This is a genomic window from Archangium sp. (assembly GCF_045802675.1).
GTDB lineage: Bacteria > Myxococcota > Myxococcia > Myxococcales > Myxococcaceae > Archangium.
Genome location: NZ_JBJMQO010000026.1, coordinates 126,036 through 146,879, shown reverse-complemented (window position 1 = coordinate 146,879; position 20,844 = coordinate 126,036). Strand labels below are relative to the sequence as shown.

Here is a 20,844-nt window from a genome sequence, read left to right as displayed (position 1 = left end):
CGAACGAATATCTTCCCGCGCCGCTCCGTCCCCCTCCCACCTCTTTCCGCCTCGCGAGGACCCATGAGACACGCGCTCGCCTTCCTCTCCGCCGCCCTCCTCTTCACCGGCTGCCACAAGAACACCGGGGAGAACCCCAACCCGCCCGCGGGCGACGCCTCCTACCGCGACGCGGGCGACACCACCGGCTCCACTGGCAACAGCCTCGCCGCGTCCTCGGACAGTGGCACCCAGGCCCCGGGCGCCACCAAGGCCCAGGCAGGCACCCAGGCGCCGGGCGGCGACCGGGCCGCCGTGGAGGCCTGCGTGGATCGCTGGCTCCAGGAGCACAAGCTGGACCCATACGGCAACGCCGAGGGCACCATGTACGCGGGCGGCACCCCGCTCTTCAACGAGGCCACCGGCGAGACCCGCGACCGCCTCGAGTACGTCTTCTCGCGCCAGCCCGAGGCCAAGAAGGCCTGCGTCAGCAAGGGCTCGAAGTAGGGAGCTCCCCCCGCCTCCCGCCACCAGGGGGGCAGGCGTCTTCCCGGGTGCGGGAGTTTCCGAGAACCCGGCAGGTCTCCTAGACTTGCCGGCAGATGGAACCCGCCCTCGCGCTCGAAGACGACAAGCCCGACTCGCACCGGCGCGCCCGCGTCCGGGCCGTGCTCGAGCGGCGCAAGCTCAAGGACAGCATCTCCGCCGAGCAGGCCGCCGCCTCCTGGGAGCAGGAGCGCTTCGTGGCCCGCGCCCGCGCCCTCTTCTACGCGCGCCTCATGTTCCTCTCCCTGGGCCTGGCCATCCTCGCCGTGCCCCGGTGGTCCAGCTACTTCGGCTTCCAGGGCACCTTCGCCTTCGCCGGCTACTTCACGATGCTGCTCTACAGCGTCGCGAACTTCATGGTCATCGACCACCCCAGGGCCGGCCGCTGGGTGACGTACATCACCCTGTGCCTCGACCTGGTCATCATGGTGGTGCTCATCGCCAAGCCCCAGGTCGGCGGTGGCCTCCAGAGCCCGCTGCTCGGCACCCAGCTGCTCTTCACCACCCTCTTCGCCATCCTCTTCCCCAAGCCGCTGGCGGTGCTCCCTCCGCTGATGGCGTTGCCCATCACCGCGCGCCTGGATCTGTTGCTCAACCGGGAGGTCACCGCCGTCGAGGTGCTCACCGTCCTGTGGTACTCGGCCCTCAACTTCATCATCATCTACGTGCTGGTGTACCTGAGCGAGCGCGAGGCCCATGCCCATCGCGAGACGGTAGAGCTCCAGAGCGATCTCAAGGAGCTGGCCGTGGTGGAAGAGCGCAGCCGGCTCGCCCGGGAAATCCACGACGGCCTGGGCGCCTCGCTCTCGTCGATGATCATCCAGTCCGAGTTCATCCTCGGCATGGCGCAGGACGACTCGCTGCGCGCGGAGCTACAAGAGCTCAAGGACACCGCCGAGGAGTCCATCGAGGAGCTGCGCCGCAACCTGCAGATGATGCGCGAGGACTTCGAGCTCACCCAGGGCCTCGAGGACTACGCGAAAACCTTCCAGCAACGCACCCAGGTGGACATCCGCTTCGAGCGCACCGGCCTGCCTCGCAAGCTCACCCCGGACGCCCAGCTCGCCCTCTTCCGCATCCTCCAGGAGTGCCTCTCCAACGCCGTCAAGCACGCCGCGCCCAAGCAGGTGCACGTGAAGCTCGACTACGACGTGGACAAGGTGCACCTGGCCGTCAATGACGACGGCCACGGGTTCGATCCGCGGCAGACCCCCCGCGGCCACTACGGCCTGCTCAACATGCGCGAGCGCGCCATGAAGCTCGGCGGCACCCTCATCGTGGACTCGGCGCCCGGCAACGGCACCCGCGTGTCCTTCTCCCTCCCCACCCGCCCATGACCGAAGCGACCGCGTCCTCCCCCATCCGCGTCTTCGTCGTCGAGGACCAGACGCGCATCCTCAAGAACCAGCTCCGCCTGCTCGAGAGCCATCAGGACATCGAGATCGTCGGCACCGCCCTGTCCGGCGAGGCCGCGCTCGAGGACGTGCCCCGGCTCAACCCGGACGTGCTCCTGTTGGACCTGGGCCTGCCGCGCATGAGCGGCATCGACGTCACCCGCCAGGTCAAGGCGCAGTGGCCCCAGGTCGAGATCCTCATCTTCACCATCTTCGACGAGGAGGACAAAGTCCTCGAGGCCGTGAAGGCCGGGGCCTCGGGCTACCTGCTCAAGGGCACGCCCGCGGACAAGATCGTCGAGGCCATCAAGGAAGTGCGCGCCGGGGGCACCGTCATCCAGCCCAGCCTCGCGCGCCGGCTGCTGCGCCACTTCCGCGTGGAGCCGGATCCCAGCCCCGTCCCCACCGAGCCCCTCGCTCCAGCGCCCGCCGCCCCCGAGCCCCAGCACAAGCCGCTGTCCAACCGCGAGACGGAGCTGCTCCAGCTCATCGCCAAGGGCGTGTCCAACAGCGAGGCGGCCCGGCTGCTCAACCTCTCCAAGGCCACCATCCGCACCCACCTCGAGCACATCTACCACAAGCTCGAGGTCACCAACCGCGTGGAGGCCGTCACCGAGGGCATCCGCAAGGGCCTCATCTCGGTGTGAGGCGCCGGAGCCCCGGCCTCACCAGGAAGCGGTGACGCCCACGAGGACGCTCGAGTAGGTCTCCTCGGCCACGCCGCTCAACCCGGGCATCCCGGGCACGCGGCCCGGCGTCCACCCGCGCCGGGTGCCCTGGCCCTCGAAGCGGTCGAGGTAGTGCTCCAACCGGAAGCGCGCGGAGAAGCCCAGCGGGCCCCAGATATCCCCCGCCACGCCCAGCTCCGCCGCCCAGCCGAGGCTCGACACCGACGTGCCGTAGTCGCGCACCTCCGCCACCAGCGAGCCGTTGTCGTCCCCGCCAAGCGTCTGCCCGGGATTGGGCCGCAGGAAGAACTGGCCCGCGCCCTCGATGCGCACCGCGCGCATCAGCGGCACCGACACGTCCAGCCCCGCCACCGGGTAGAACCGGTGCGTCACCGGCAGCGGCGACTCCACCGACTCGTCCACCTCGAACTCGCGGCCATGCGCCCCCAGCCGCAACCCCGCGTAGCCCCACTGCGGCGTCCCCTTCGCCCCCAGGTCGAAGAAATAGCGGTACGCGAGCATCGCCCCATAGGCCGTGTCCGTCGCGTACACCTCGCGCTCGGGCGTCGAGCCCACGGGCGTCGACACCGTCACCTTCGTCTTGGCGAAGCTCCGCTGGTACTCCAGCGCGATCCCCACGCCCCGCAGCAGCGAGGGCCAGTGCGACAGGGGGAAGAGCTCCGCCTGCGCGGCGATGCCCACGTAGGGCACGCTCGAGGTGAAGTCCGCGATGTCCCCCACCTGCTGCTCCGGCAGCAGCGCATCGTACTGGGCGCACGACGTCACCCCCGGCCGCGCGCAGTACTGGCGCCACGTCAACGCGGCCCCGAGCACCACCCGTGCCCTCGGCGGGAACCGGCCCCGGACCGAGGCGCCCTCCGCCTCCTGCGACTCGGCCCCCGAGGGCTCGGGGAAGCCTCCGCCACTGCCCGCGAGCGCCGGAGCGTACGTGTGCGACTCGTCGTCCAGCTCCACCCACGCGGCGACGGGCATCGTCCCGGACACGCGGGGCGCCTGGGCCAACGGCTCCTCGGGCACGCGCACCGGCTTCTCCTCGGGCACCGGAGGCGCCACGGGCTCCAGCGGCACGGACGGCTCGAGCTTCGCGGGCTCGACCCGGGCCACCACCGGAGGCTCGGCGGCGGGAGGCGCCGCCACCGGCTCGGTGCCTGTCTCGGGCGGGGCCTTCGCCACGGGCTCGGGCTGGACGGGCGCGGGCCCGGCCTGAGCCGCCGCGTTCGCCGCCGCCGACGCCTCCAGGGCGAGCTTCTTCGCATCCCCCGGCGAGAGCAGCCCGCGCTTCAGCGGATAGCTGCCGGACCAGACCTCGCGGCCATCCTTCGCCAGGAGGCGGGCGCTGAAGCCCTCACGCCCCACCGTGCCCGCGAGCACGGCATCCACCTTCAGCTTCGGCGCCAGGCGCGACACCGCCTCGGGCGCCACGGCGGCGGGGCCTCGCAGCTTCAGCTTCATGGCCGCCATGCCCCAGGCCGCGGGCGGAGCCACCTGCACCGCTCGGGTCTTGCGCAGGGCCGCCGTCACCTGGGACCGCAGCTTGTAACCCTTGTCCCCCTCCAGCACGGAGACGGCGACGCGCTCGGCGAGCGCGACTCGAGAGGTGAGCAGCAGGACCAGGGCCAGCGCCGCGCCCCAGCGACACATCCAGCGTCCAGAGGCCTTCATGGATGCCCGGCAGCCTCACCCACCGCGCGGGCCCTTGTCCAGGTTCGTGGTGCCGCTCAGCCCTCGACCACCGCCGTGGTCCCGGAGGCGACGGCCGGCCGCGGCGCGAGCTCCGGCTCGGACACCCCCACCGGGGACTCGCACACCGGAGGCAGCGCCACCGGCCGCAGCTTGAGGAAGTCGCGCCGGTAGATGCGCACCATCGCCATGAAGATCGAGGCGATCAGCGGCCCCACCAGCAGCCCCATCATCCCGAACACCGCCAGCCCGCCGAACATGGACAGGAAGACGAGCAGCGGGTGGAGCGTCATGCGCGAGCCGCACAGCTTCGGCCGGATGACGTTGTCGATGGTGCCCACCACGAAGGCGCCCCAGGCGAGCAGGAAGACGCCCTCGTTCACCTTGCCCATGAGCAGCAGCACCACGCCAATGGGGCCCCAGACGAGCGCCGTGCCACCCACCGGCACCATCGCCACCAGCGCCATCGCCGCGCCCCACACCCCCGCGTGCGGCACCTTCACCACCAGCAGCCCCACCATCCCCAGCGCCCCCTGCACCAGCGCGGTGATGGTATTGCCGTAGATGATGGCGTGCGCCACGTCGGTGAACTCCTGCGCGAACGCCTGGATGTAGCGCTTGTCCAGCGGCACCAGCTGCGTGGCCTCGGCCCACAGGCGGCGCCCATCCAGGAAGAAGTAGTACATGGCCACCGTCATCAGGAAGAGATCGATGACCAGCTCCGTGCCCGCGCCCAGCACCTCGCTGAGCATCGAGGCGCTGCTGGCCATCGCGCCCATCAGCGCCTGCTCCGTCCGCGCGCCCTCGAACTTCGCCGGCACGTAGCGCTGCAGCCCGCGCGGCACGTACGTGGCCACCAGCTGCTTCAGGTCCATCCTGTCGAGCAGCTCCTGCGTGTGCTCCAGCATCCCGAGCACCTCGCGCACCACCAGCCACCCCACCACCGCCAGGGGCACGAGGATCAGCAGGAAGATGGCCGCCGTGGACAGGCCCGCGCACAGCGACGGGGACCCCTTGAGCCGCGTGCGCAGCAGCGAGTCCTGGAGCGGCAGGAACAGCACCACCAGGAAGCCACCCAACAGCACCGGCATCACGAACGGCAGCAAAATCCGAGAGAAGAGAATCAACGCCAGGGCGAACAGCCCCGCGAAGATAAGATTGGACCACCGCTTGCTGTCGAAACCCGTCACGCCCCCACCCCCACCCCACAACGCCCGCCCAGGATGCGACAGAACGTAGGAACGTCGTTTCCTCTCGGGAAGCCCGGGCCCCCTCCGACGAAGAGCTGAACCATGACTTCTGGACGCTTCCAACTTCCCACCTTTCCCCTCGTCCTCGCGGGAGCCCTCGCCCTGAGCGCCTCGGCGTGTCACGGCGGCTCCTCTCAGGGCTGCCTCCAGTGCGCACCCATGGAGGGCCGCTACTCCCTGGAGCTGGATCCAGGGACCAATCCCCCGGCCTGCGGTGACATCCCGGTGACGCTCCCCGAGGGGCCGCTGGAGGTGAGCCGTCAGGACAGCGACATCTCCGCCGAGCTCGACGGTCTGACGCTGCGCGGCACGCTCTACCAGACGAATGACTTCAGCCTGGTGGGCAGCAGTCTGGGACAGGACACGGATGGGGGAACCCCGGGGCTCGACTCGGCGAGCCTCTCCGGGCGCTACGTCCCGGGCGTGGGGGACGGCGGCGTGCCGAAGTTGTTGGGGGACTGGCAGGGCAACTTCTCGAGCACCTCGGCCAGCGGCACGAAACGGTGCTCGGTGACCCGCTCCTTCACGGCGACCCGCCAGTAGGCAGGCGGGCGTGCTCGCGCGGAGCGGGTCCGAGGCAACGGGACGAGTTACTTCTTCACGCCCTCGGCCGCCTTGGCCGCCTTGCGCTTCTCCTGGCGCTTCCACTTCTGCTTGATCTTGCGCTGAACGCGACGGTGCTTGCTCTTGCTACGGGCCATGTCGGTGTCTCCTGAAGGAGGTAGGACAAAACAGGGGCGCCTAACTACCAGAACTTCCCCCGGATGAGGAGTCCTCGATGTCTTCCGGGGCCGGGCGTGTGGGGTAAGGGATGCCTTCCGCCCCCCGGACCTCGGTGGGCAGCACCGCTCCGGCCGTCACCTCCCCCTCCTTGTTCACGTCCACGGGCTTGTCCCGGCCCACCGGGGCGCTCGTCTGCTGGGGGCGCTTCTTCACCGAGGCGAAGATGGGCCGGCAGGCCTGCACGAAGCGGCGCACCTCGTCCAGCGGCAGCGCCGGGACGTAGTTGTCGTTCACGCCCTTCATCGTGGTGGCCATGCACATGGAGTTGAGGATGGCCTCCTCGGTCGCCTCCATCACCGCCTCGTAGAGGGGATCCAGGCGTTGATCCAGGAGGATCTTCAGCTTGTAGACCATCTTCTGGGTGCGCCGGGGGATGATGTTGGCGGTGGAGAAGCCCACCACGATTTCGCCCGAGCCATGCGCCGCGTAGCTGCCCACCCGGCCGATGCCCAGCGCCACGCGCTTGCACAGGCGGTTGATCTGATGGCTGAGCAGGGGGGCGTCCGTGGCCACCACCGCGATGATGGAGCCGTACGTCTGCCCGCGCCGGGGCGTGTCCTTGAACTTCTCGGCGAGCACCTCGCCCACCGGCAGGCCGCCCACGCGCAGGTTGTGCATCTTCCCGAAGTTGCTCATGACGAGCACGCCCAGGGTGTAGCCGCCCAGGGCCTCGGGGAGCTTGCGCGAGGAGGTGCCGATGCCGCCCTTGAAGTCGCACGTCACCATGCCGGTGCCGCCGCCCACGCCGCCCTCGGCCACCGGGCCGCCCGAGGCGTTGCGGATGGCCTCGAAGACGTGCTCGGCGCGCACGTGCCGGCCGGCGATGTCGTTGAGGTAGCTGTCGTCGCACTCGCCGACGATGGGGATGATGACGTCGTGCTCGTCGCCGATGCCCGGGTACTGCTCCACCATGTGGCGGGCCATGGCGTCGGACACCGCGCCCACGGACATGGTGTTGGTGAGGAGGAGGGGCGTCTCCACCAGGCCCCACTCCATGAGCTGCGTCATGCCGGCCACCTCGCCGGCCCCGTTGAGCACGAAGCCGCCCCCGTTCAGGCGCTCCATGAAGATGTTGCCCAGGTTGGGCAGGATGGCGGTGACGCCGGTGCGCACGGGGCCATGGCCGGGCCGCAGCGGGCCCTCGCCCCGGATGATGGTGCTGTGCCCGACGAGCACCCCTTCCACGTCCGTGATGGCGTTGTGCCGGCCCGTCTTGAAGCGGCCCAGGGGAATACCCAGTTCCCGGGCTCGCACGCGCTTCTCGGGGGACTCCGTCTCCGGTGGGTTGGCCATGGGGCGCCAACCTAGCCGAGGCGCACTCCCGGTCAATCGCTCGTTGCTCGCCCCAGCCCTCGCACCAACAGACGCGTCTGCTCCCGGGCCACCGACTCGGCCTGGCGGACGGTGGTGATGCCCGCCGACGCCAGCTTCCCATCCACCAGCAGCGAGGCCAGCCCGTGCACCAGGGACCAGCACGTGAGCGCCAGCCCCCGGGGCTCACCCGCGCGCACCACGCCCGCGCGCTGGCCCTCGGAGATGGAGCCGAGCAGCAGGCCGAAGGAATTCGCCGCCTCGCCCGCGGCGGACAGCTCCGGTGGCCGGGTGAAGTGCGGCCCGAACATCACCCGGAAGTGCGAGGGGTGCTCCATGGCGAAGAGGACATAGGCCACGCCACAGGCCTCCAGACGGCCCTCGGGTGTCTTCTCCGGGGCCATGCGCTCCTTCATGCCAGTGGTCATGGCGCGGAAGCCCTCCTCGGCCACGGCCGTCAGCAGCGCCTCCTTGTCCGCGAAATGACGGTAGGGCGCCGCGTGCGTCACCCCCGCCCGCCGGGCCACCTCCCGGAGCGACAAGGCGGCGAAGCCCTCCTCGGCGATGAGGGCCAGCGAGGCGTCCAGCAACGCCCGGCGCAGGTCTCCATGGTGGTAGGGCTTCCGCGCCGCCTTCTTCCGGGTGCCTCGGGTGGCCATGCCGCCTTCCTCCCTCGACACCCGTTCTCGCACAAGATGTAGCCACTGGCTACTTCCCATGTAGGCACCGGAAACAACGCGGCCCGCCCCTCACTCCTCGGCCCACTCCGCCCCGCGGATGAGCCCGTCGAGCTTGCTGGAGGAGGCATCCCGGGCCACGACGTCCTTGCCCTCGCTCAGGGGCCAGTAGCCCACGAGCCCCTGCTCCTTGCCCGTGAAGGTGCGGTCCTTGTCCCCCCGGACCTCCTCCTGGCCCCGGGGCTGGTTCCAGATGCGCACGTCCCGGATGTCTCCCTGGAAGAAGCGATCGCGCCCGCCTCCCCGAGCGCCAATGGACCAGGACGCATCCACGAAGAAGTTGCCGAGCGTCTGCGGCGTGGAGGCGAGCAACTCCCCATCCCGGTAGAGGATCCACCGGGCCCCATCGTAGACCGCGGCGATGTAGACCCACCGGCCCACGTCCGTGGTGGGAACGTCGGCGCTCGTGGAGAAGTCCTGCCCGTTGAGGAAGGCGCCGGCCTGGTACTTCCCGCCGTTGATGCGCAGGTAGACCTCGTTCACGGGCGAGCTGGAGTATCCGTGGGCCACGATGTCGCGCAGACCATTCAGGGAGCGCGGGCGGATCCACGCCTCGATGGTGATGGGGCCGAAGAAGCTCAGCTCCAGCGGGTTGCTCAGCTCGATGAAGGACTGCTTTCCATCGAAGTTCAGGAACGCCTTCTTCGCCGCGGCCTGCCCCGCGTCTCCCGAGCCTCCAACGCCCTTGTCCTCCTTGTCACCCCGGCCATGAACCACGAGAGCCGTGATCAGGATGATGAGGAGCACTCCCGCGGCCAGCGCGATCCACTGCAGCGGGAGCTTCTTCTTCGGCGCCGGTGCCTGGGGAAGTGGAACCTGGAAGCTCGCCGAGGGCCCCACGGTGAACTCCTCGTCGGGATTGGCCACGTTCACCACGGAGAGGTGGAACGCGTGCTGGCCCTGGGGCGTGCCGGGCGGAACGTTCACCTTCACCGTGTACTGGTGGGTGCCATCGGGAGGGAAGTCGCGCTCGGGCTCCCCCTCGAGCGTCAGCCATTCCCCCGGTGTCGCGCCCTCCGACTCGACCACGGCCCGCCCCCGCACGAGTCTCCCCAACGCATTCGAGACCGTGAAGGTGAGCTCTCCCTGACCCGCCGCATTCAGCCGGATGGAGGGGGTGGACGTGGTGATGGCGAAAACACGAAACATGTAGATCTCCTCGGAGCCGTCGAGACCGACCGTTGAAGCTCCAGATGAGGGTGAGGAAGACGGACGCGCATGTGATGCGCGCACCTGTGACGAACGGCGCCATCACCGCTCCCTGGGCGAGCGAGACGCCGGGGCCTCGAATGGATGCCGGCCACGCGGAGGCCCCCTTATTTCTTCTCCGGACCACCCCCCCACTCGGCGCCCCGGAGGAGCCCATGATTCTGATGGGGAGAGAGATCGTGAACGAGGGTCCCCTGCCCTTCGTCCAACGGCCAGTAGCCCGCGAGCCCCGGAGCATCCTTCTTCGGGGCCTGCTTCATGTCGGCGAGGATCTCCTCCTGGCTGCGAGCGACACTCCAGATGCGCACGTCCCGGATGTCGCCCAGGAAGGCACGCTGTTCGCCACCGCCCTTGGCGCCGATGGCCCACGTGGCCACCGAGGAGCGCACGGAATCGGGCGGCTGGGGACCGGACGAGGCCAGCAGTGCGCCATTGCGATAGATGAGCCACTGAGCGCCATCGAAGACGCCCGCCAGGTGGACCCACTGCCCCACGTCCGAGGCTGGCGCCGGGCCGGTTGCGTAATGCTCCAGCCCATCCCAGGAGCCTGCCTGGTACGTGCCGTCGGAGATGCGCAGGACGACCTCGCGCGCGGGATCCAGGGAATACCCATGGGCCACCACGTCGCGCATACTGTCCAGGACCTGGGTGCGGATCCACGCCTCGAGCGTGATGGGGCCCTCGAGGTTCAACGTCTTCGGGTTGCCGAGCTCGACGAAGACCCCCGTACCATCGAAGTGCAGGAACGTGGGTTCCCCGGCATTGCCCGAGCCGCCGATGGCCGCGGGCTCGCGATGGCCGTGGGCCACGAGCACCAGCGTCACGGTGATGAAGGCGATTCCCGCCGCCAGGGCCACCGCCCACCACGGAAAGGGCTTCTTCGGCGCCGGCACGGGGGGCCGTGACACCTGGAAGCCGACCGAGGGCCCGGTGGTGAAGTCCTCGTCGGGGTTCTCCACGCTCACCGCGGAGAGACGGAAGGCATACGTGCCCTCGGGAGAGCCGGGAGGCACGTTGATCCGCACGGTGAACTGGTGCGTCCCATCGGAGGGAAAGTCGCGCTCGAGGTCGCCGGCGAGCGACAACCACTCCGGACGCGCCGCCCCCTCGGGCTCGAGCAGGGCCCGGGCCCGCACCGGCCGGCCCAACGCGTTGGTGACGGTGAAGGTGACCTCCGCCCGGCCCGCCCCGCTCAACCGGACCGAGGGCGTGGACGTGGTGATGGCGAAACCGCGACGCATGCTCGCCTCCCCGGAGACCTGATGCCTGTCCCCTGGCTCAAGGGTGCACATGGCCAGGGAAGCGCGGGATGGCCGGGAGGGGCTCTCAGAGTCCCCTCTGCGAGCGAGGAACCAGACGCCTGGTCTCTGGACGATGGCTGGCTGCTGGCGCGGACCTACGACGCCACGAGCGACCGGACGCATGTCGCGGTGCTGGATGCGAAGGTGCCCGAGGCCGGCCCCCTGGCGCGCGCCTGGCTGGAGCACTTCTTCCCGTTCACCTTCCACGGCACCTGGGTGCCGGGGAAGTCGCGCGGCGCTCGCCGGAGCGGCTCAGCCCTTTCGCGCCCGGGCTCCGGAGGCCAGGGTCGCGAGGCCCTCGCGATACGTCGGGTACTCGGGCCGCCAGCCGAGCTCGCGCCGGGCCTTGGCGTTGGAGACGGGAAGAAGGTTCGAGAGGCTGAGGGCGGCATAGGGGCTCACGAGCCGCACCAGCCAGAGCGGCGCCTGGAAGGGGCGCGGCGCGCCGAGCACCTGGGCGAAATGCGTGAGGTAGTCCCTCCAGGTCACCGGCTCGTCGTCGACGACGTTGTAGATCTCGCCGGACCTGCCCCGCTCGATGGCCGCCAGGGTCGCACTGGCGGCGTCGTCGATGTGGATCCACGACCAGACCCCGCTCCCATCTCCCAGCAGGGGCATCCGGCGCTTCTTCACCCTGTCCACCATGCCGTCGGTCGAGCCGGCACCAGCGCCGTAGATGAAGCCGTACCGGAGCACGAGGCCCTCCAGCCGCCCCGCCCGCGCGGCCGACAGCACCGTCTCCTCGAGCACCAAGCCAGCATCGACGGTGGACTGGAGCCAGGGCCGGGGCGCGGTCCGTGCCAACGGGTGCTCCTCGGTCAAGGGAGCGGAGCCGGAGTTGTCGTAGCCGTAGACGAGCACGATGGACTCGGCCACGAGCCGCCGCGCTCCGGCCGAGCTGGCCGCCTCGACGAGGTTCTTCGTGCCCTCGGTGCGCAGGCGGTTGGTGCCCTCGAGGTCCGCCGCGCGCATGGGGCCCGTCTTCGGCAGGGCCGTGAGCAGATGCACGACGACCTCGGGCCGGGCCTCGCGGAGCACGGTCCCGAGCCGCCCGGCCTCGAAGACATCGGCCACCGCCACGGTGGCACCGAGGCTCTCCAGCAACGGGCGCTTGGACTCGCTCCGGGTCAATCCCGTCACCTGATGGCCCGCCGCCACCAGACGCTTCACCAGCGGAACACCCATGGCGCCCGTGGCGCCAGCGACGAAGATGCGCATGTCACATCCCTCCCCTGTCGGAACACCCACGGAACGTCCAGGAAGTTCTTGGACAGAGTCGCGGGCGCGGCCCAGGCTGTCCCCTCCCCGCATCGAAAGGAAACGTCATGTCCGACGAGCTCGTTTTCTATACCAACCCCATGTCGCGCGGACGCATCGTGCGCTGGATGCTGGAGGAAGTGGGCCAGCCCTACCGCACCGAGCTGCTGGAGTGGAACACCACCATGAAGTCGCCCGAGTACAAGGCGATCAATCCCATGGGCAAGGTGCCCGCCATCCGTCATGGCAGCACGGTGGTCACCGAGGCCGCGGCCATCTGCACCTACCTGGCCGACGCCTTTCCGCAGGCGGGCCTCGCTCCGCCGCCGGCCAGCCGCGAGCGCGGGCCCTACTACCGCTGGTTGTTCTTCGCGTCCGGGCCGCTGGAGCAGACGGTGGTCAATCGCTCCCTGGGGTTCGTGACGCCGCCCGAGCGCCGCATCATGGCGGGCTATGGTGTCTACGAGGACGTCATGGACACGCTGGAGAAGGCGGTCTCCGTCGACGCCTACCTCACGGGTGACAGGTTCACCGCGGCCGACCTCTACGTCGGTGCTCACCTCGGCTGGGGCATGCAGTCCGGCGGCATCGAAAAGCGCCCGGCCTTCGAGCGCTTCGTCGCCCGGGTCACCCAGCGCCCCGCGTACGCCCGCGCCACCCAGATCGACAATTCCCTCATGCCGCAGCAGCCACAGCGGGCGTGAGGGGAGAGCCCTCCGGGCGCGTTTTTCCGCGACTGGTACGACCATCGGACCAGTCCGGCGAAAACGCGCCCGGGAGGGCTCCCGTGTCCATGGGTGGCGGGCCCGGTCGCATTCCACGTACGCTCCCGGCATGACGACCCCTTCTGTCCTCGCCGCGAAGCGCCCCGGAGAGCACCCGGTGCTCGCCGCCGCCCGACACCTCGCCCCCAAGGTGTCCGCTCGCTCCGAGGAAATCGAAGCCGCGCGCCGGTTGCCGGCCGATCTCGCCCGGGAGTTGGCCGAGGCCGGCCTCTTCCGGCTGGTGGTGCCCGAGACCTACGGCGGCTTCGAGCTCCACCCCGCCCAGGTCATCGAGGCCGTCGAGACGATCGCCCACGCGGATGGCTCGACGGGCTGGTGCGTGATGATCGGCGCGCTCACGGCGATGTGCTCGGCCTGGCTGCCCGAGCCGGCCGCGCGCATCATCTACGGAGCCCCGGACGTCATCACCGGAGGAGTGGCCGCGCCCCAGGGCCGCGCCGAGCTCGTCGAGGGGGGCTATCGCGTCACCGGGCGCTGGTCGTGGGCCAGTGGCAGCCAGAACTGCCGTTGGCTGACGGGCGGCGTGGTGGTGACGAAGAATGGCGCCCCCGTGATGCGCGAGGGCATGCCCGAGACGCGCATCGTCCTCTTCCCCATCGAGGACGTGACGCTGCATGACACCTGGCACGCCGCGGGGCTGTGCGGCACGGGCAGTGGTGACATGGAGGTGCGGGACATCTTCGTCCCCGCCGAGCGCGCCATCTCTCTGCTCACCACGCGCCCGCAGGTCGACCGGCCGCTCTACGCCTTCCCCGCCTTCGGGCTGCTTGGGGTGGGCATTCCGGCCGTGGCGCTCGGCATCGCCCGGCGAGCCATCGACGAGCTGACGACGCTGGCGAACCAGAAGAAGCTCATGCCGCTCGGCCGCCATACGCTCGCCACCCGGCCCGCGGTGCAGGAGGCCGTGGCCGAAGCCGAGGCCACCTGGCGGGCCGCGCGCGCCTTCCTGCTCGAGGCCGCGAACACCACCTATGACGCCGCCATGCGCCGAGAGGTGACCCTGCGCCACCGGGCGGACTTGCGCCTGGCCTATACCCACGCCACGCGGAGCGCCGCGCGCGTGGTGGACCGGATGTACGAGGTGGGCGGAGGCGCATCCGTCTACCGCTCCAGCCCGCTGCAGCGCTGCCTGCGCGACATCCACGTGGCCACGCAGCACGCCATGGTGGCCCCGCCCACCCTGGAGATCATCGGCAGCGTGCTGCTCGGCGTGGAAGCCAACACGCTCACGCTCTGACGGGAGCCCCATGGACACGACCCCTCCACCCGGTGCGCGCGTGCGCTGGCTCGTCGCCGGAGCCTTCCACCCCTCGCCCACGGGCCGCCGCTGGCACCTCACCGCGGAGTCCTTCGCCGAGCAGCTCGCCCGCGCCGCGAGCGGGCTGCACGTCACCGTCGCGGATCGCATCGGCTCGGGCGACGCGAGCTCCCATGCGCTCTCCTTCGACGGACTGGACGCCTTCCGGCTCTCGCGCGTCGTCGAGTCCGTTCCGGATCTGCGCGCCCTGCGCGATCTGCTGAGCGCGCTCTCGGGCGCGAGGACACTCGGCCCCGAGGAGGCCCACCGCCTCAAGTCCCTGGTGGGCGGAGGCCGGCTGGCGGCCGCCGTGGCCGAGGCCCTCCGGGGCGCACGCTCGCCCGAGGAGGCCCGCCGCGCCGTGCTCACCTGCCTCGAGGAAGCCCTCTTCGAGACCGCGCGCGACCTCCTCCAGCACCCGAAGGTGGCGAAGCTGGAGTCCGCGTGGCGGGGCCTGCACTGGCTGTGGACGCACTGCCCCGCCGCCTCCGGCATGGACCTCGAGGTGCTCGACACCGGGCCGGATCAGCTCGTGGAGTCCCTCGAGCGGTGCCTCGACGTGCCCGCGCTGCAACGCCCCGATGCGTGCTTCCTCCTGGACACGAGCGACAGCCTGGACAGGCTGCACCGGCTCGCGGCGCTGGGCGAGCAGGCGTGGGTGCCCATGGTGGTGGCGGTGCCTCCGGCGTTCGTCGGAGACGGGTCGCCGGAAGCCTGGCAGCGGCTGCGAGCCGATGAGTCCTCGCGTTGGCTGGGGGCCGCCCTCAACCCCGTGCTGATGATGGCCGAGCAGCACGGGGAGGTGCGCCGCGAGTGCTTCACCAACCCGGTGCTCGGGGTGGCGGCGCTGCTGGCCGCGAGCTTCCGGGATACGCGCACCTTTGGCCGGCTGGTGGGGCCGGGCAGCGGAACCCGGGCGCCCGCGGTGTGGCGGCCCAACGCCCGCTCGACGGTGGCGACCGAGGTGGGCTTCTCGCTGCACGAGCAGGAGCGGCTGGCCGCCCGGGGCGTGTTGGGGGTGAATGGCTGGTGGGACTCGGACTCCGTGCTGCTGGCGAAGGCGCCCACGGTGTACGGCGGCCGCGATGGCACGCCGCTGCCCGCGCAGCTCCTCACGGGCCGGCTGGTGCGGCTCGCGCAGGAGATCACCGAGCGGCTGCCCCCGGGAGCCAGCCCCGACGCGGTATCGGCCGTCTTCACGCGCGCCGCCGAGGCCTTCCTCCCCCTGGGCCCGGGGAAGAGCTGTCAGCTCCAGGGGCGGGTGGTGCCCACCGGGAATGGCGAGCGGGGCGTGCACGTGCGGGCCGCGTTGAAGCCCGAGCTGGCGGGCACGCACGTGCAGCTGGAGTTCACCCTGCCCCTGAGAAGGTGAGCCGGGGCGAGGCTCTGCTCCCGGAGGAGGCCCGGGGCCGCGTTGGCCGGGGACGAAGGGCGCGAAGATGTGAGATGATGCGCCCGGCGCCTGGCACGAGAGGAGGCCCCACCCGGTGAGGACGGCATTCCAGGAGGAGCTCCGGTTCGAGCTGACGCTCACCATCGGGGGGCAGTCGTTCTCCATCCCCGGCGGACAGGTCAAGCACCTGTCCGCCCGCCTGGCCAACCATGGCTTCTCGGCCTCGGTCACCTTCTGGACCGCGCTGGAGAAGAAGGACGCCCCGCTCTTCACCGCCTTCCAGAAGCCGGACCTCGTGCAGGTGCGGCTGTCCATCGCCGCGGTGGACCCCGAGCTCTCCCCGCCTCCCCCACCCCTGGTCCTCCAGGGGCTGGTGCGCAGCCGCCGGCTGGTGGCCGAGACGCACGGTGGCGCCAAGAAGGCCGAGCGCGTCTTCCGCCGCTACACGCTCGAGTTCTCCGACGCCGCCCAGGTGCTCTGGCGCCAGCACCGCCCCGTCGAGCTGCACACCGACATCTCGATGCAGGAGGTGCTCGAGGCCCACAAGGCCAGCCTCCAGCTCTCCTACGACTGGGCGGGGCTCCGGCAGAAGCAGGAGATGCTGTGCCTCGCGCTGGGCGCGGACGCCCCCGAGGTGAGCTTCTACGACTTCGTCCTCTGGTACGTGCACACGCACAACGGCGTCTTCAGCTACGACAGCCAGCGCAACGAGTACCAGTTCACCGACAGCAAGCCCGCGGGTGACGCGAAACCGCTGAGCCGCCTGCGAGTGCAGCAGGTGCAGGTGCAGCTGCCTCCGCCCATCCGCCACGGCGCCCGCGTGCTCAACGCCCTGGCCCAGGGGCCCACCACCGAGGCGATCGAGCAGAAGCAGGCCGTCTCGGGCGTGTCCCACGACGTGCTGCTGCGCAGCCCCATCACCGCCCAGGCCGAGCAGCGGCAGAAGCTGGAGAAGACGCGTCTCCAGGTGCGCCAGCGCCAGCTCCTGCTGTCCTTCAACCGCGTCCCCTCGGTGGACGTGTACCCCGGCGCGCTGGTGAAGCTGGAGGGCCCGCTCTGGCCCTCGGGGTTGACGGGGCTGGACGAGGACCAGCGGGTGCTGGAGCTGGAGCTGGAGGCCCACGCCGAGCACGAGGGCCAGCACGACGAGCAACAGCAGAAGGAGGCCACCTACCAGGTGCTCCTGTCGGCGCGGCTGGAGTCCTCCTCGGAGCCAGTGGCCACCCTGCCCCCCTACCGCGCCCCGCGCTACCCCATCCATGTCGAGGGCCTGGTGCACAGCCCGGGCGGAGAGGCCGAGGACCGGCGCTACCTCATCGTCGATGACGAGAAGACGTCGCTCTCGTACTTCCGGATGGCGGTGCCGCTGTGGAACCAGACGGTGAGCGTGCCCGCCGAGCCCATGCACTCCACGGGCGAGTTCTTCTTCCCTCCGTACAAGAACACCCGGGTGCTGCTGGGGCTGCACTTCGAGCGCGCCGAGTTCCTCCGCTTCATCGACTGGAAGGAAGGCGTGCGCACGCCCCAGGACGGCCAGGGAGATCAGATCCTCCTGGGCTGGAACAAGAAGAGCCAGACGGCCTTCACCCACGACTTCCAGGACGAGAACCCGGTGTGGCGCATGCACCGGATCAACCAGGGGGACACGCAGATCGTCCGCATGGGCGAGGGCCACCTCTTCATCCAGGTGAAGGAGACGCAGGCCGGAGGGCCTCCCACGCCCACCTACGATGTCACCCCCCAGGTCGAGGCCACCAAGGGCGACCTGTCCACGGCCGTGGGGGGAGCGATCGGGGAGACCTCGGCCGCCTACCAGGGCGCGATGGCCGCCGTGCGTGCGAAGATGAAGAGCGCCCAGGCCGAGGCCAAGGCGGCGATCAGCGGGGCTCGGGCGGAGGTGGGCGCCAAGGTGGCGGAGGCCAAGAGCGGGCTGCAGGGCGCGACCTCGCGGCTGTCCCAGGGAGTGGGCAAGCTGTCGGGGGCGGCGGAGGCGGCCAAGGCATCACTCGCGAAGCTTCGGTAGGAACCATTCGGGGGACGGAGCACACCCATGCAGGAACTGCGCGGCAAGATCGCGGAGCTACGCGGAGAACTGGAAGCCTTCAGCACGGGCGTGGTGTCACGACTGAAGCCCATCCGCACCGAGGTGGATGCCCTGGTGGGCAAGCTGGAGACGGCCATCTCCACCCTGCGTCCCGAGGTGGACGCGTTCGGGGGAGAGCTCTCCAAGAAGATTGACGCACTGGACGCCGAACTGGCGGAGCTGGAGCCCTGAGTGAAGCAGCTGTGGACCCGATTCGACAAGGCAGCGGACGAGATGCTCGCCCTGCGCCAGAAGCTCGAGTCCTCCGCGGGCCGGGTGCGGAGCACCGTGAAGGCCATCGAGCCCGCGGTCTCCTCGCGCTGCAAGGCCCTGGAGAACACGGCGAAGGACAAGGAGAAGTCCTTCGTGAAGCAGCTCGACGCGCTGGGGCAGCAGGTGGTGACGCGCACCGAGGCCCTCTCCGCCGAGCTGGTGGCCGTGCTCAAGAAGCGCAAGGACGCCTTGAAGGCGAAGCTCGACGAGCGCGTCAAGCAGCTCGAGGGCGAGTACCAGAAGCTGCGCGCCGAGGCCGAGAAGGAGATGAAGAAGGTCACGGCCGAGCTCGACGCCCGTGAGAAGCAGATCGACGAGGAAATCCAGAAGCTGAGGGCCGCCGCCGAGGAGCAGGCCCAGAAGCTCGAGTCCGAGCTCGAGGCCCGCCAGCAGCCGCTGCACGAGGAAATCCAGAAGCTCAAGGCCGCCGCCGAGGAGCAGGTCCAGAAGCTCGAGTCCGAGCTCGAGGCGCGCCAGCAGCAGCTGCACGAGGGAATCCAGCAGCTCAAGGCCGCCGCCGAGGAACAGGTCCAGAAGCTCGAGTCCGAGCTCGAGGCCCGCCAGCGGCAGCTGCACGAGGGAATCCAGCAGCTGAAGGCCGCCGCCGAGGAGCAGGTCCAGAAGCTCGAGTCCGAGCTCGAGGCGCGCGAGCAGCAACTGCGTGACGAGCTGCAGCCGCTCCGCGACCAGGTGGAGCAGAACGTGCCGGGGGCGGCCGAACAGCTCGAGGCGGGCGAGAAGAAGCTCCAGGAGGCGCTCCAGAAGCTGCGCGCTACGGTGGACGAGCAGGTGAAGAACGCCACCGCCCAGGTCGATGCCCGCGAGCAGCAGCTCGACGGGGAGCTCCAGAAGTTGCGCGCTACGGTGGATGAGCAGGTGAAGAACGCCACCGCCCAGGTCGATGCCCGCGAGCAGCAGCTTCAGGAGGCGCTCCAGAAGCTGCGCGACGAGGTGGATGGACAGGTGAAGAACGCCACCGCCGAGGTCGACGCCCGCGAGCAGCAGCTTCGGGAGCAGATCCAGAAGCTGCGTGACGAGGTGGATGGGCAGGTGAAGAACGCCACCGCCCAGGTCGACGCCCGCGAGAAGCAGCTCAAGGAGGAGATCCAGAAGGTCCGCGACCTGGTGGGCGAGCAGAAGAAGAAGTTCGAGGAGCGCGAGAAACAGCTCAAGGAGGACTTCGAGAAGCTGCGCGCCCAGGCGGAGAAGGAGTTGGAGAAGCCGATCCAGGAGATCGAGGAGCGCGAGAAACAGCTCGAAAAGGAGCTCGAGAAGGTCCGGACCCGCACGGGAGAGGAGCTCGAGAGCGCGGCCGCGAAGCTCGAGGAGGTGACGAACCTGCTACTCGTTCCGGTGACCCAGGTCCGCGAGACGGTGGGCACCGAGGCCGAGCGGCTGGACAAGGCGATCACCGACGTGCTCGCCCCGCCCTTCGAGGCTCTGCAGAGCGTCCATGACGAGATTCACTCGGCGGGCGAAACCTCGAAGACCGAGGCCCGGCGGCTCATCGGCCAGCTGCGCTCGGGACTGGCGCCCATCCGCTCCCAGGTGAAGGGCGCCACCGAGGCGGCCGACCAACTGCTCCAGGTGCTGGAGAAGACCGTTGGCAACACCCTCGAGACCGGGCGCGAGCAGCTCAACCACGCGCTCGATGCCATCGAGAAGACGCTCGCCGGACAGGTGCAGCAGCTGGCCAACGGCATCAAGGTCGTCGAGGAGCTCATCGAGCAGATCGCGAAGCAGATCGACACGCTCATCACCCAGGGAAGCGAGGCCATCGACACGCTGATGAAGACGGCGATGACCACCTTCGAGTCCATCCAGGCGCCCGTGCGCCAGACGATCGACGCCGCCTTCCAGGTGCTCGACACGCTGATGGACACCCTGGCCACGCTCGAGAAGCAGCTCCAGAAGCTCTTCGCGCTGCTGCCCGAGAAGCTCGAGCAGCTCCAGACGCTCTACAAGACGCTGGTCGGCACGCTGGAGTCCCTGCTGAACAAGGCCGTGCAGCTGCTCGATGCCGTTCCCGCCTCGGACCTGCCCAAGGCGCTGGTGGACCCGGCCATGAATGCCATCAGCAAGGTGGTGACGCAGATCTCCACCCAGCTCCAGAGCATCTCCACCCAGGTGGGGCAGCAGCTCACGTCACTGCAGGATCAGCTCATCACCCAGGTGGAGCAGATCCAGACGCAGGCCGTGCAGCAGGTGCAGAACATGCAGCAGCAGATCGTGCAGCAGATCCAGACCCTGCTGGACTCGGTGCGGAGCAGCATCGAGCAGGCCGTCACGCAGGTGGAGCAACTCGTGGCGCAGGTGACGACGCAGATCGGCAACGCGCGAGACCAGGTGGTGAAGCAGGTGGAGGCGATGGTGAAGCAGGTCTCCGCGCGCGTGGATCAGCTCAAGACCGAGGTGAAGCAGAAGCTGGAAGCGCTCCAGCAGAGCCTCGCCGACGGGGTGAAGGCCGCGGCCGATCAGGTGAAGGCCGTGGGCGACGCGGCCCAGAAGCAGGTGACCACCGCGCATGATCAGATGAAGTCCGGGTTCGACACGTCCCGCGGCTCGGTGGGCAAGGCGCTCACGGAGGTCCACGAGGCCCGCGAGCGGCTCGAGGCGGAAATCACCCAGAAGGTGGATCAGGCGCTCGACACCTTCGCGAAGAAGGCCGAGGGGCTGATGGACTCGGCGGCGAAGCAGATCGACGCGATGTCCGGCCGGGTGGACACGGTCCGGGAGCAGCTGCTCGCGCCCCTGGACAAGCTCGAGAAGTCCATCCAGGAGTCCAACCTCTTCGCCCAGCCGCTGGAGCAGGCTCGCACCTGGGTGGACGGGGCGATGGACACGCTCGACGCCCAGGTGCGCTCGCTGGCGGCCTGA

Annotated in this window: 18 protein-coding genes and 1 pseudogene; 11 read left to right on the top strand and 8 right to left on the bottom strand. The window is 69.9% G+C overall.

Annotated features, from left to right (window positions below; translation table 11 throughout):
- Nucleotides 1-63: 63 nt before the first annotated feature.
- The 3 genes from ACJ8AN_RS07500 to ACJ8AN_RS07490 all read left to right on the top strand — a co-directional run bounded on the left by ACJ8AN_RS07500 (nt 64) and on the right by ACJ8AN_RS07490 (nt 2,566).
- A complete protein-coding gene (locus tag ACJ8AN_RS07500; protein WP_407754557.1) occupies nt 64-486 on the top strand; it encodes a hypothetical protein in 423 nt (140 codons plus the stop codon).
- Between the two features lie 95 nt (nt 487-581).
- A complete protein-coding gene (locus ACJ8AN_RS07495) occupies nt 582-1,862 on the top strand; it encodes a sensor histidine kinase (protein ID WP_407754556.1) in 1,281 nt (426 codons plus the stop codon).
- Complete coding sequence (locus ACJ8AN_RS07490; protein ID WP_407754555.1) at nt 1,859-2,566, top strand: response regulator; 708 nt, start codon at nt 1,859-1,861, stop codon at nt 2,564-2,566. Before ACJ8AN_RS07495 ends, ACJ8AN_RS07490 begins: the two co-directional genes overlap by 4 nt.
- 18 nt (nt 2,567-2,584) lie before the next feature.
- Here the strand turns inward: ACJ8AN_RS07490 and ACJ8AN_RS07485 are convergent, their stop codons facing one another.
- Nucleotides 2,585-4,249: a hypothetical protein gene (locus tag ACJ8AN_RS07485; protein WP_407754554.1), complete on the bottom strand. Its 1,665-nt coding sequence runs from the start codon at nt 4,247-4,249 to the stop codon at nt 2,585-2,587.
- Between the two features lie 77 nt (nt 4,250-4,326).
- Entirely contained in the window at nt 4,327-5,478 is a 1,152-nt protein-coding gene (locus ACJ8AN_RS07480; protein WP_407754553.1) for an AI-2E family transporter, read from the bottom strand.
- 102 nt (nt 5,479-5,580) lie between these two features.
- Here ACJ8AN_RS07480 and ACJ8AN_RS07475 point away from each other — a divergent pair, with 102 nt between their 5' ends.
- A complete protein-coding gene (locus ACJ8AN_RS07475; protein WP_407754552.1) occupies nt 5,581-6,081 on the top strand; it encodes a hypothetical protein in 501 nt (166 codons plus the stop codon).
- A 47-nt stretch (nt 6,082-6,128) separates the two neighbouring features.
- Here ACJ8AN_RS07475 and ACJ8AN_RS07470 read toward each other — a convergent pair whose 3' ends face one another.
- The 5 genes from ACJ8AN_RS07470 to ACJ8AN_RS07450 all read right to left on the bottom strand — a co-directional run bounded on the left by ACJ8AN_RS07470 (nt 6,129) and on the right by ACJ8AN_RS07450 (nt 10,819).
- Complete coding sequence (locus ACJ8AN_RS07470; protein WP_407754551.1) at nt 6,129-6,239, bottom strand: aminopeptidase; 111 nt, start codon at nt 6,237-6,239, stop codon at nt 6,129-6,131.
- A 40-nt stretch (nt 6,240-6,279) separates the two neighbouring features.
- Nucleotides 6,280-7,614, bottom strand: coding sequence for a P1 family peptidase (locus tag ACJ8AN_RS07465; protein WP_407754550.1), 1,335 nt, complete (start codon nt 7,612-7,614; stop codon nt 6,280-6,282).
- 32 nt (nt 7,615-7,646) lie between these two features.
- Nucleotides 7,647-8,291, bottom strand: a complete 645-nt coding sequence (locus tag ACJ8AN_RS07460) for a TetR/AcrR family transcriptional regulator (RefSeq protein ID WP_407754549.1) — start codon at nt 8,289-8,291, stop codon at nt 7,647-7,649.
- Between the two features lie 90 nt (nt 8,292-8,381).
- Nucleotides 8,382-9,518 carry a LamG-like jellyroll fold domain-containing protein gene (locus tag ACJ8AN_RS07455; protein WP_407754548.1) on the bottom strand — a complete coding sequence of 379 codons (1,137 nt, stop codon included), beginning with the start codon at nt 9,516-9,518 and terminating at the stop codon, nt 8,382-8,384.
- Nucleotides 9,519-9,685: 167 nt separating this feature from the next.
- Complete coding sequence (locus ACJ8AN_RS07450) at nt 9,686-10,819, bottom strand: LamG-like jellyroll fold domain-containing protein (RefSeq protein WP_407754547.1); 1,134 nt, start codon at nt 10,817-10,819, stop codon at nt 9,686-9,688.
- 21 nt (nt 10,820-10,840) lie between these two features.
- Between ACJ8AN_RS07450 and ACJ8AN_RS07445 the strand changes: the two are divergent.
- Nucleotides 10,841-11,089, top strand: a pseudogene (locus ACJ8AN_RS07445) (carotenoid oxygenase family protein); the annotation flags it as partial.
- A gap of 42 nt (nt 11,090-11,131) precedes the next feature.
- Here the strand turns inward: ACJ8AN_RS07445 and ACJ8AN_RS07440 are convergent.
- Nucleotides 11,132-12,097 (bottom strand): NAD-dependent epimerase/dehydratase family protein, encoded by a 966-nt coding sequence (locus tag ACJ8AN_RS07440; RefSeq protein ID WP_407754546.1) that lies wholly within the window; start codon nt 12,095-12,097, stop codon nt 11,132-11,134.
- 107 nt (nt 12,098-12,204) lie between these two features.
- Between ACJ8AN_RS07440 and ACJ8AN_RS07435 the strand changes: the two genes are divergently transcribed.
- The 6 genes from ACJ8AN_RS07435 (at nt 12,205) to ACJ8AN_RS07410 (ending at nt 20,844) form a co-directional block, all read left to right on the top strand.
- Nucleotides 12,205-12,840, top strand: coding sequence for a glutathione S-transferase family protein (locus ACJ8AN_RS07435; RefSeq protein ID WP_407754545.1), 636 nt, complete (start codon nt 12,205-12,207; stop codon nt 12,838-12,840).
- A gap of 130 nt (nt 12,841-12,970) precedes the next feature.
- On the top strand, nt 12,971-14,158 hold the full coding sequence (locus tag ACJ8AN_RS07430; RefSeq protein WP_407754544.1) for an acyl-CoA dehydrogenase family protein: 1,188 nt from the start codon (nt 12,971-12,973) through the stop codon (nt 14,156-14,158).
- Between the two features lie 10 nt (nt 14,159-14,168).
- Nucleotides 14,169-15,590, top strand: coding sequence for a type VI secretion system contractile sheath domain-containing protein (locus tag ACJ8AN_RS07425; protein WP_407754543.1), 1,422 nt, complete (start codon nt 14,169-14,171; stop codon nt 15,588-15,590).
- Nucleotides 15,591-15,705: 115 nt separating this feature from the next.
- Entirely contained in the window at nt 15,706-17,634 is a 1,929-nt protein-coding gene (locus ACJ8AN_RS07420; RefSeq protein ID WP_407754542.1) for a hypothetical protein, read from the top strand.
- Nucleotides 17,635-17,661: 27 nt separating this feature from the next.
- Complete coding sequence (locus tag ACJ8AN_RS07415; protein WP_407754541.1) at nt 17,662-17,886, top strand: hypothetical protein; 225 nt, start codon at nt 17,662-17,664, stop codon at nt 17,884-17,886.
- Nucleotides 17,887-20,844 (top strand): hypothetical protein, encoded by a 2,958-nt coding sequence (locus ACJ8AN_RS07410; RefSeq protein ID WP_407754540.1) that lies wholly within the window; start codon nt 17,887-17,889, stop codon nt 20,842-20,844. It abuts the gene before it with no gap.

Bases quoted from the DNA above. Each gene is read 5' to 3' on its own strand.
- ACJ8AN_RS07465 (WP_407754550.1), bottom strand. From the start codon at position 7,614: ATGGCCAACCCACCGGAGACGGAGTCCCCCGAGAAGCGCGTGCGAGCC.
- ACJ8AN_RS07415 (WP_407754541.1), top strand. From the start codon at position 17,662: ATGCAGGAACTGCGCGGCAAGATCGCGGAGCTACGCGGAGAACTGGAA.
- ACJ8AN_RS07425 (WP_407754543.1), top strand. From the start codon at position 14,169: ATGGACACGACCCCTCCACCCGGTGCGCGCGTGCGCTGGCTCGTCGCC.
- ACJ8AN_RS07485 (WP_407754554.1), bottom strand. From the start codon at position 4,249: ATGTGTCGCTGGGGCGCGGCGCTGGCCCTGGTCCTGCTGCTCACCTCT.
- ACJ8AN_RS07490 (WP_407754555.1), top strand. From the start codon at position 1,859: ATGACCGAAGCGACCGCGTCCTCCCCCATCCGCGTCTTCGTCGTCGAG.
- ACJ8AN_RS07430 (WP_407754544.1), top strand. From the start codon at position 12,971: ATGACGACCCCTTCTGTCCTCGCCGCGAAGCGCCCCGGAGAGCACCCG.
- ACJ8AN_RS07455 (WP_407754548.1), bottom strand. From the start codon at position 9,518: ATGTTTCGTGTTTTCGCCATCACCACGTCCACCCCCTCCATCCGGCTG.
- ACJ8AN_RS07460 (WP_407754549.1), bottom strand. From the start codon at position 8,291: ATGGCCACCCGAGGCACCCGGAAGAAGGCGGCGCGGAAGCCCTACCAC.
- ACJ8AN_RS07450 (WP_407754547.1), bottom strand. From the start codon at position 10,819: ATGCGTCGCGGTTTCGCCATCACCACGTCCACGCCCTCGGTCCGGTTG.
- ACJ8AN_RS07435 (WP_407754545.1), top strand. From the start codon at position 12,205: ATGTCCGACGAGCTCGTTTTCTATACCAACCCCATGTCGCGCGGACGC.
- ACJ8AN_RS07500 (WP_407754557.1), top strand. From the start codon at position 64: ATGAGACACGCGCTCGCCTTCCTCTCCGCCGCCCTCCTCTTCACCGGC.
- ACJ8AN_RS07470 (WP_407754551.1), bottom strand. From the start codon at position 6,239: ATGGCCCGTAGCAAGAGCAAGCACCGTCGCGTTCAGCGCAAGATCAAG.
- ACJ8AN_RS07475 (WP_407754552.1), top strand. From the start codon at position 5,581: ATGACTTCTGGACGCTTCCAACTTCCCACCTTTCCCCTCGTCCTCGCG.
- ACJ8AN_RS07495 (WP_407754556.1), top strand. From the start codon at position 582: ATGGAACCCGCCCTCGCGCTCGAAGACGACAAGCCCGACTCGCACCGG.
- ACJ8AN_RS07440 (WP_407754546.1), bottom strand. From the start codon at position 12,097: ATGCGCATCTTCGTCGCTGGCGCCACGGGCGCCATGGGTGTTCCGCTG.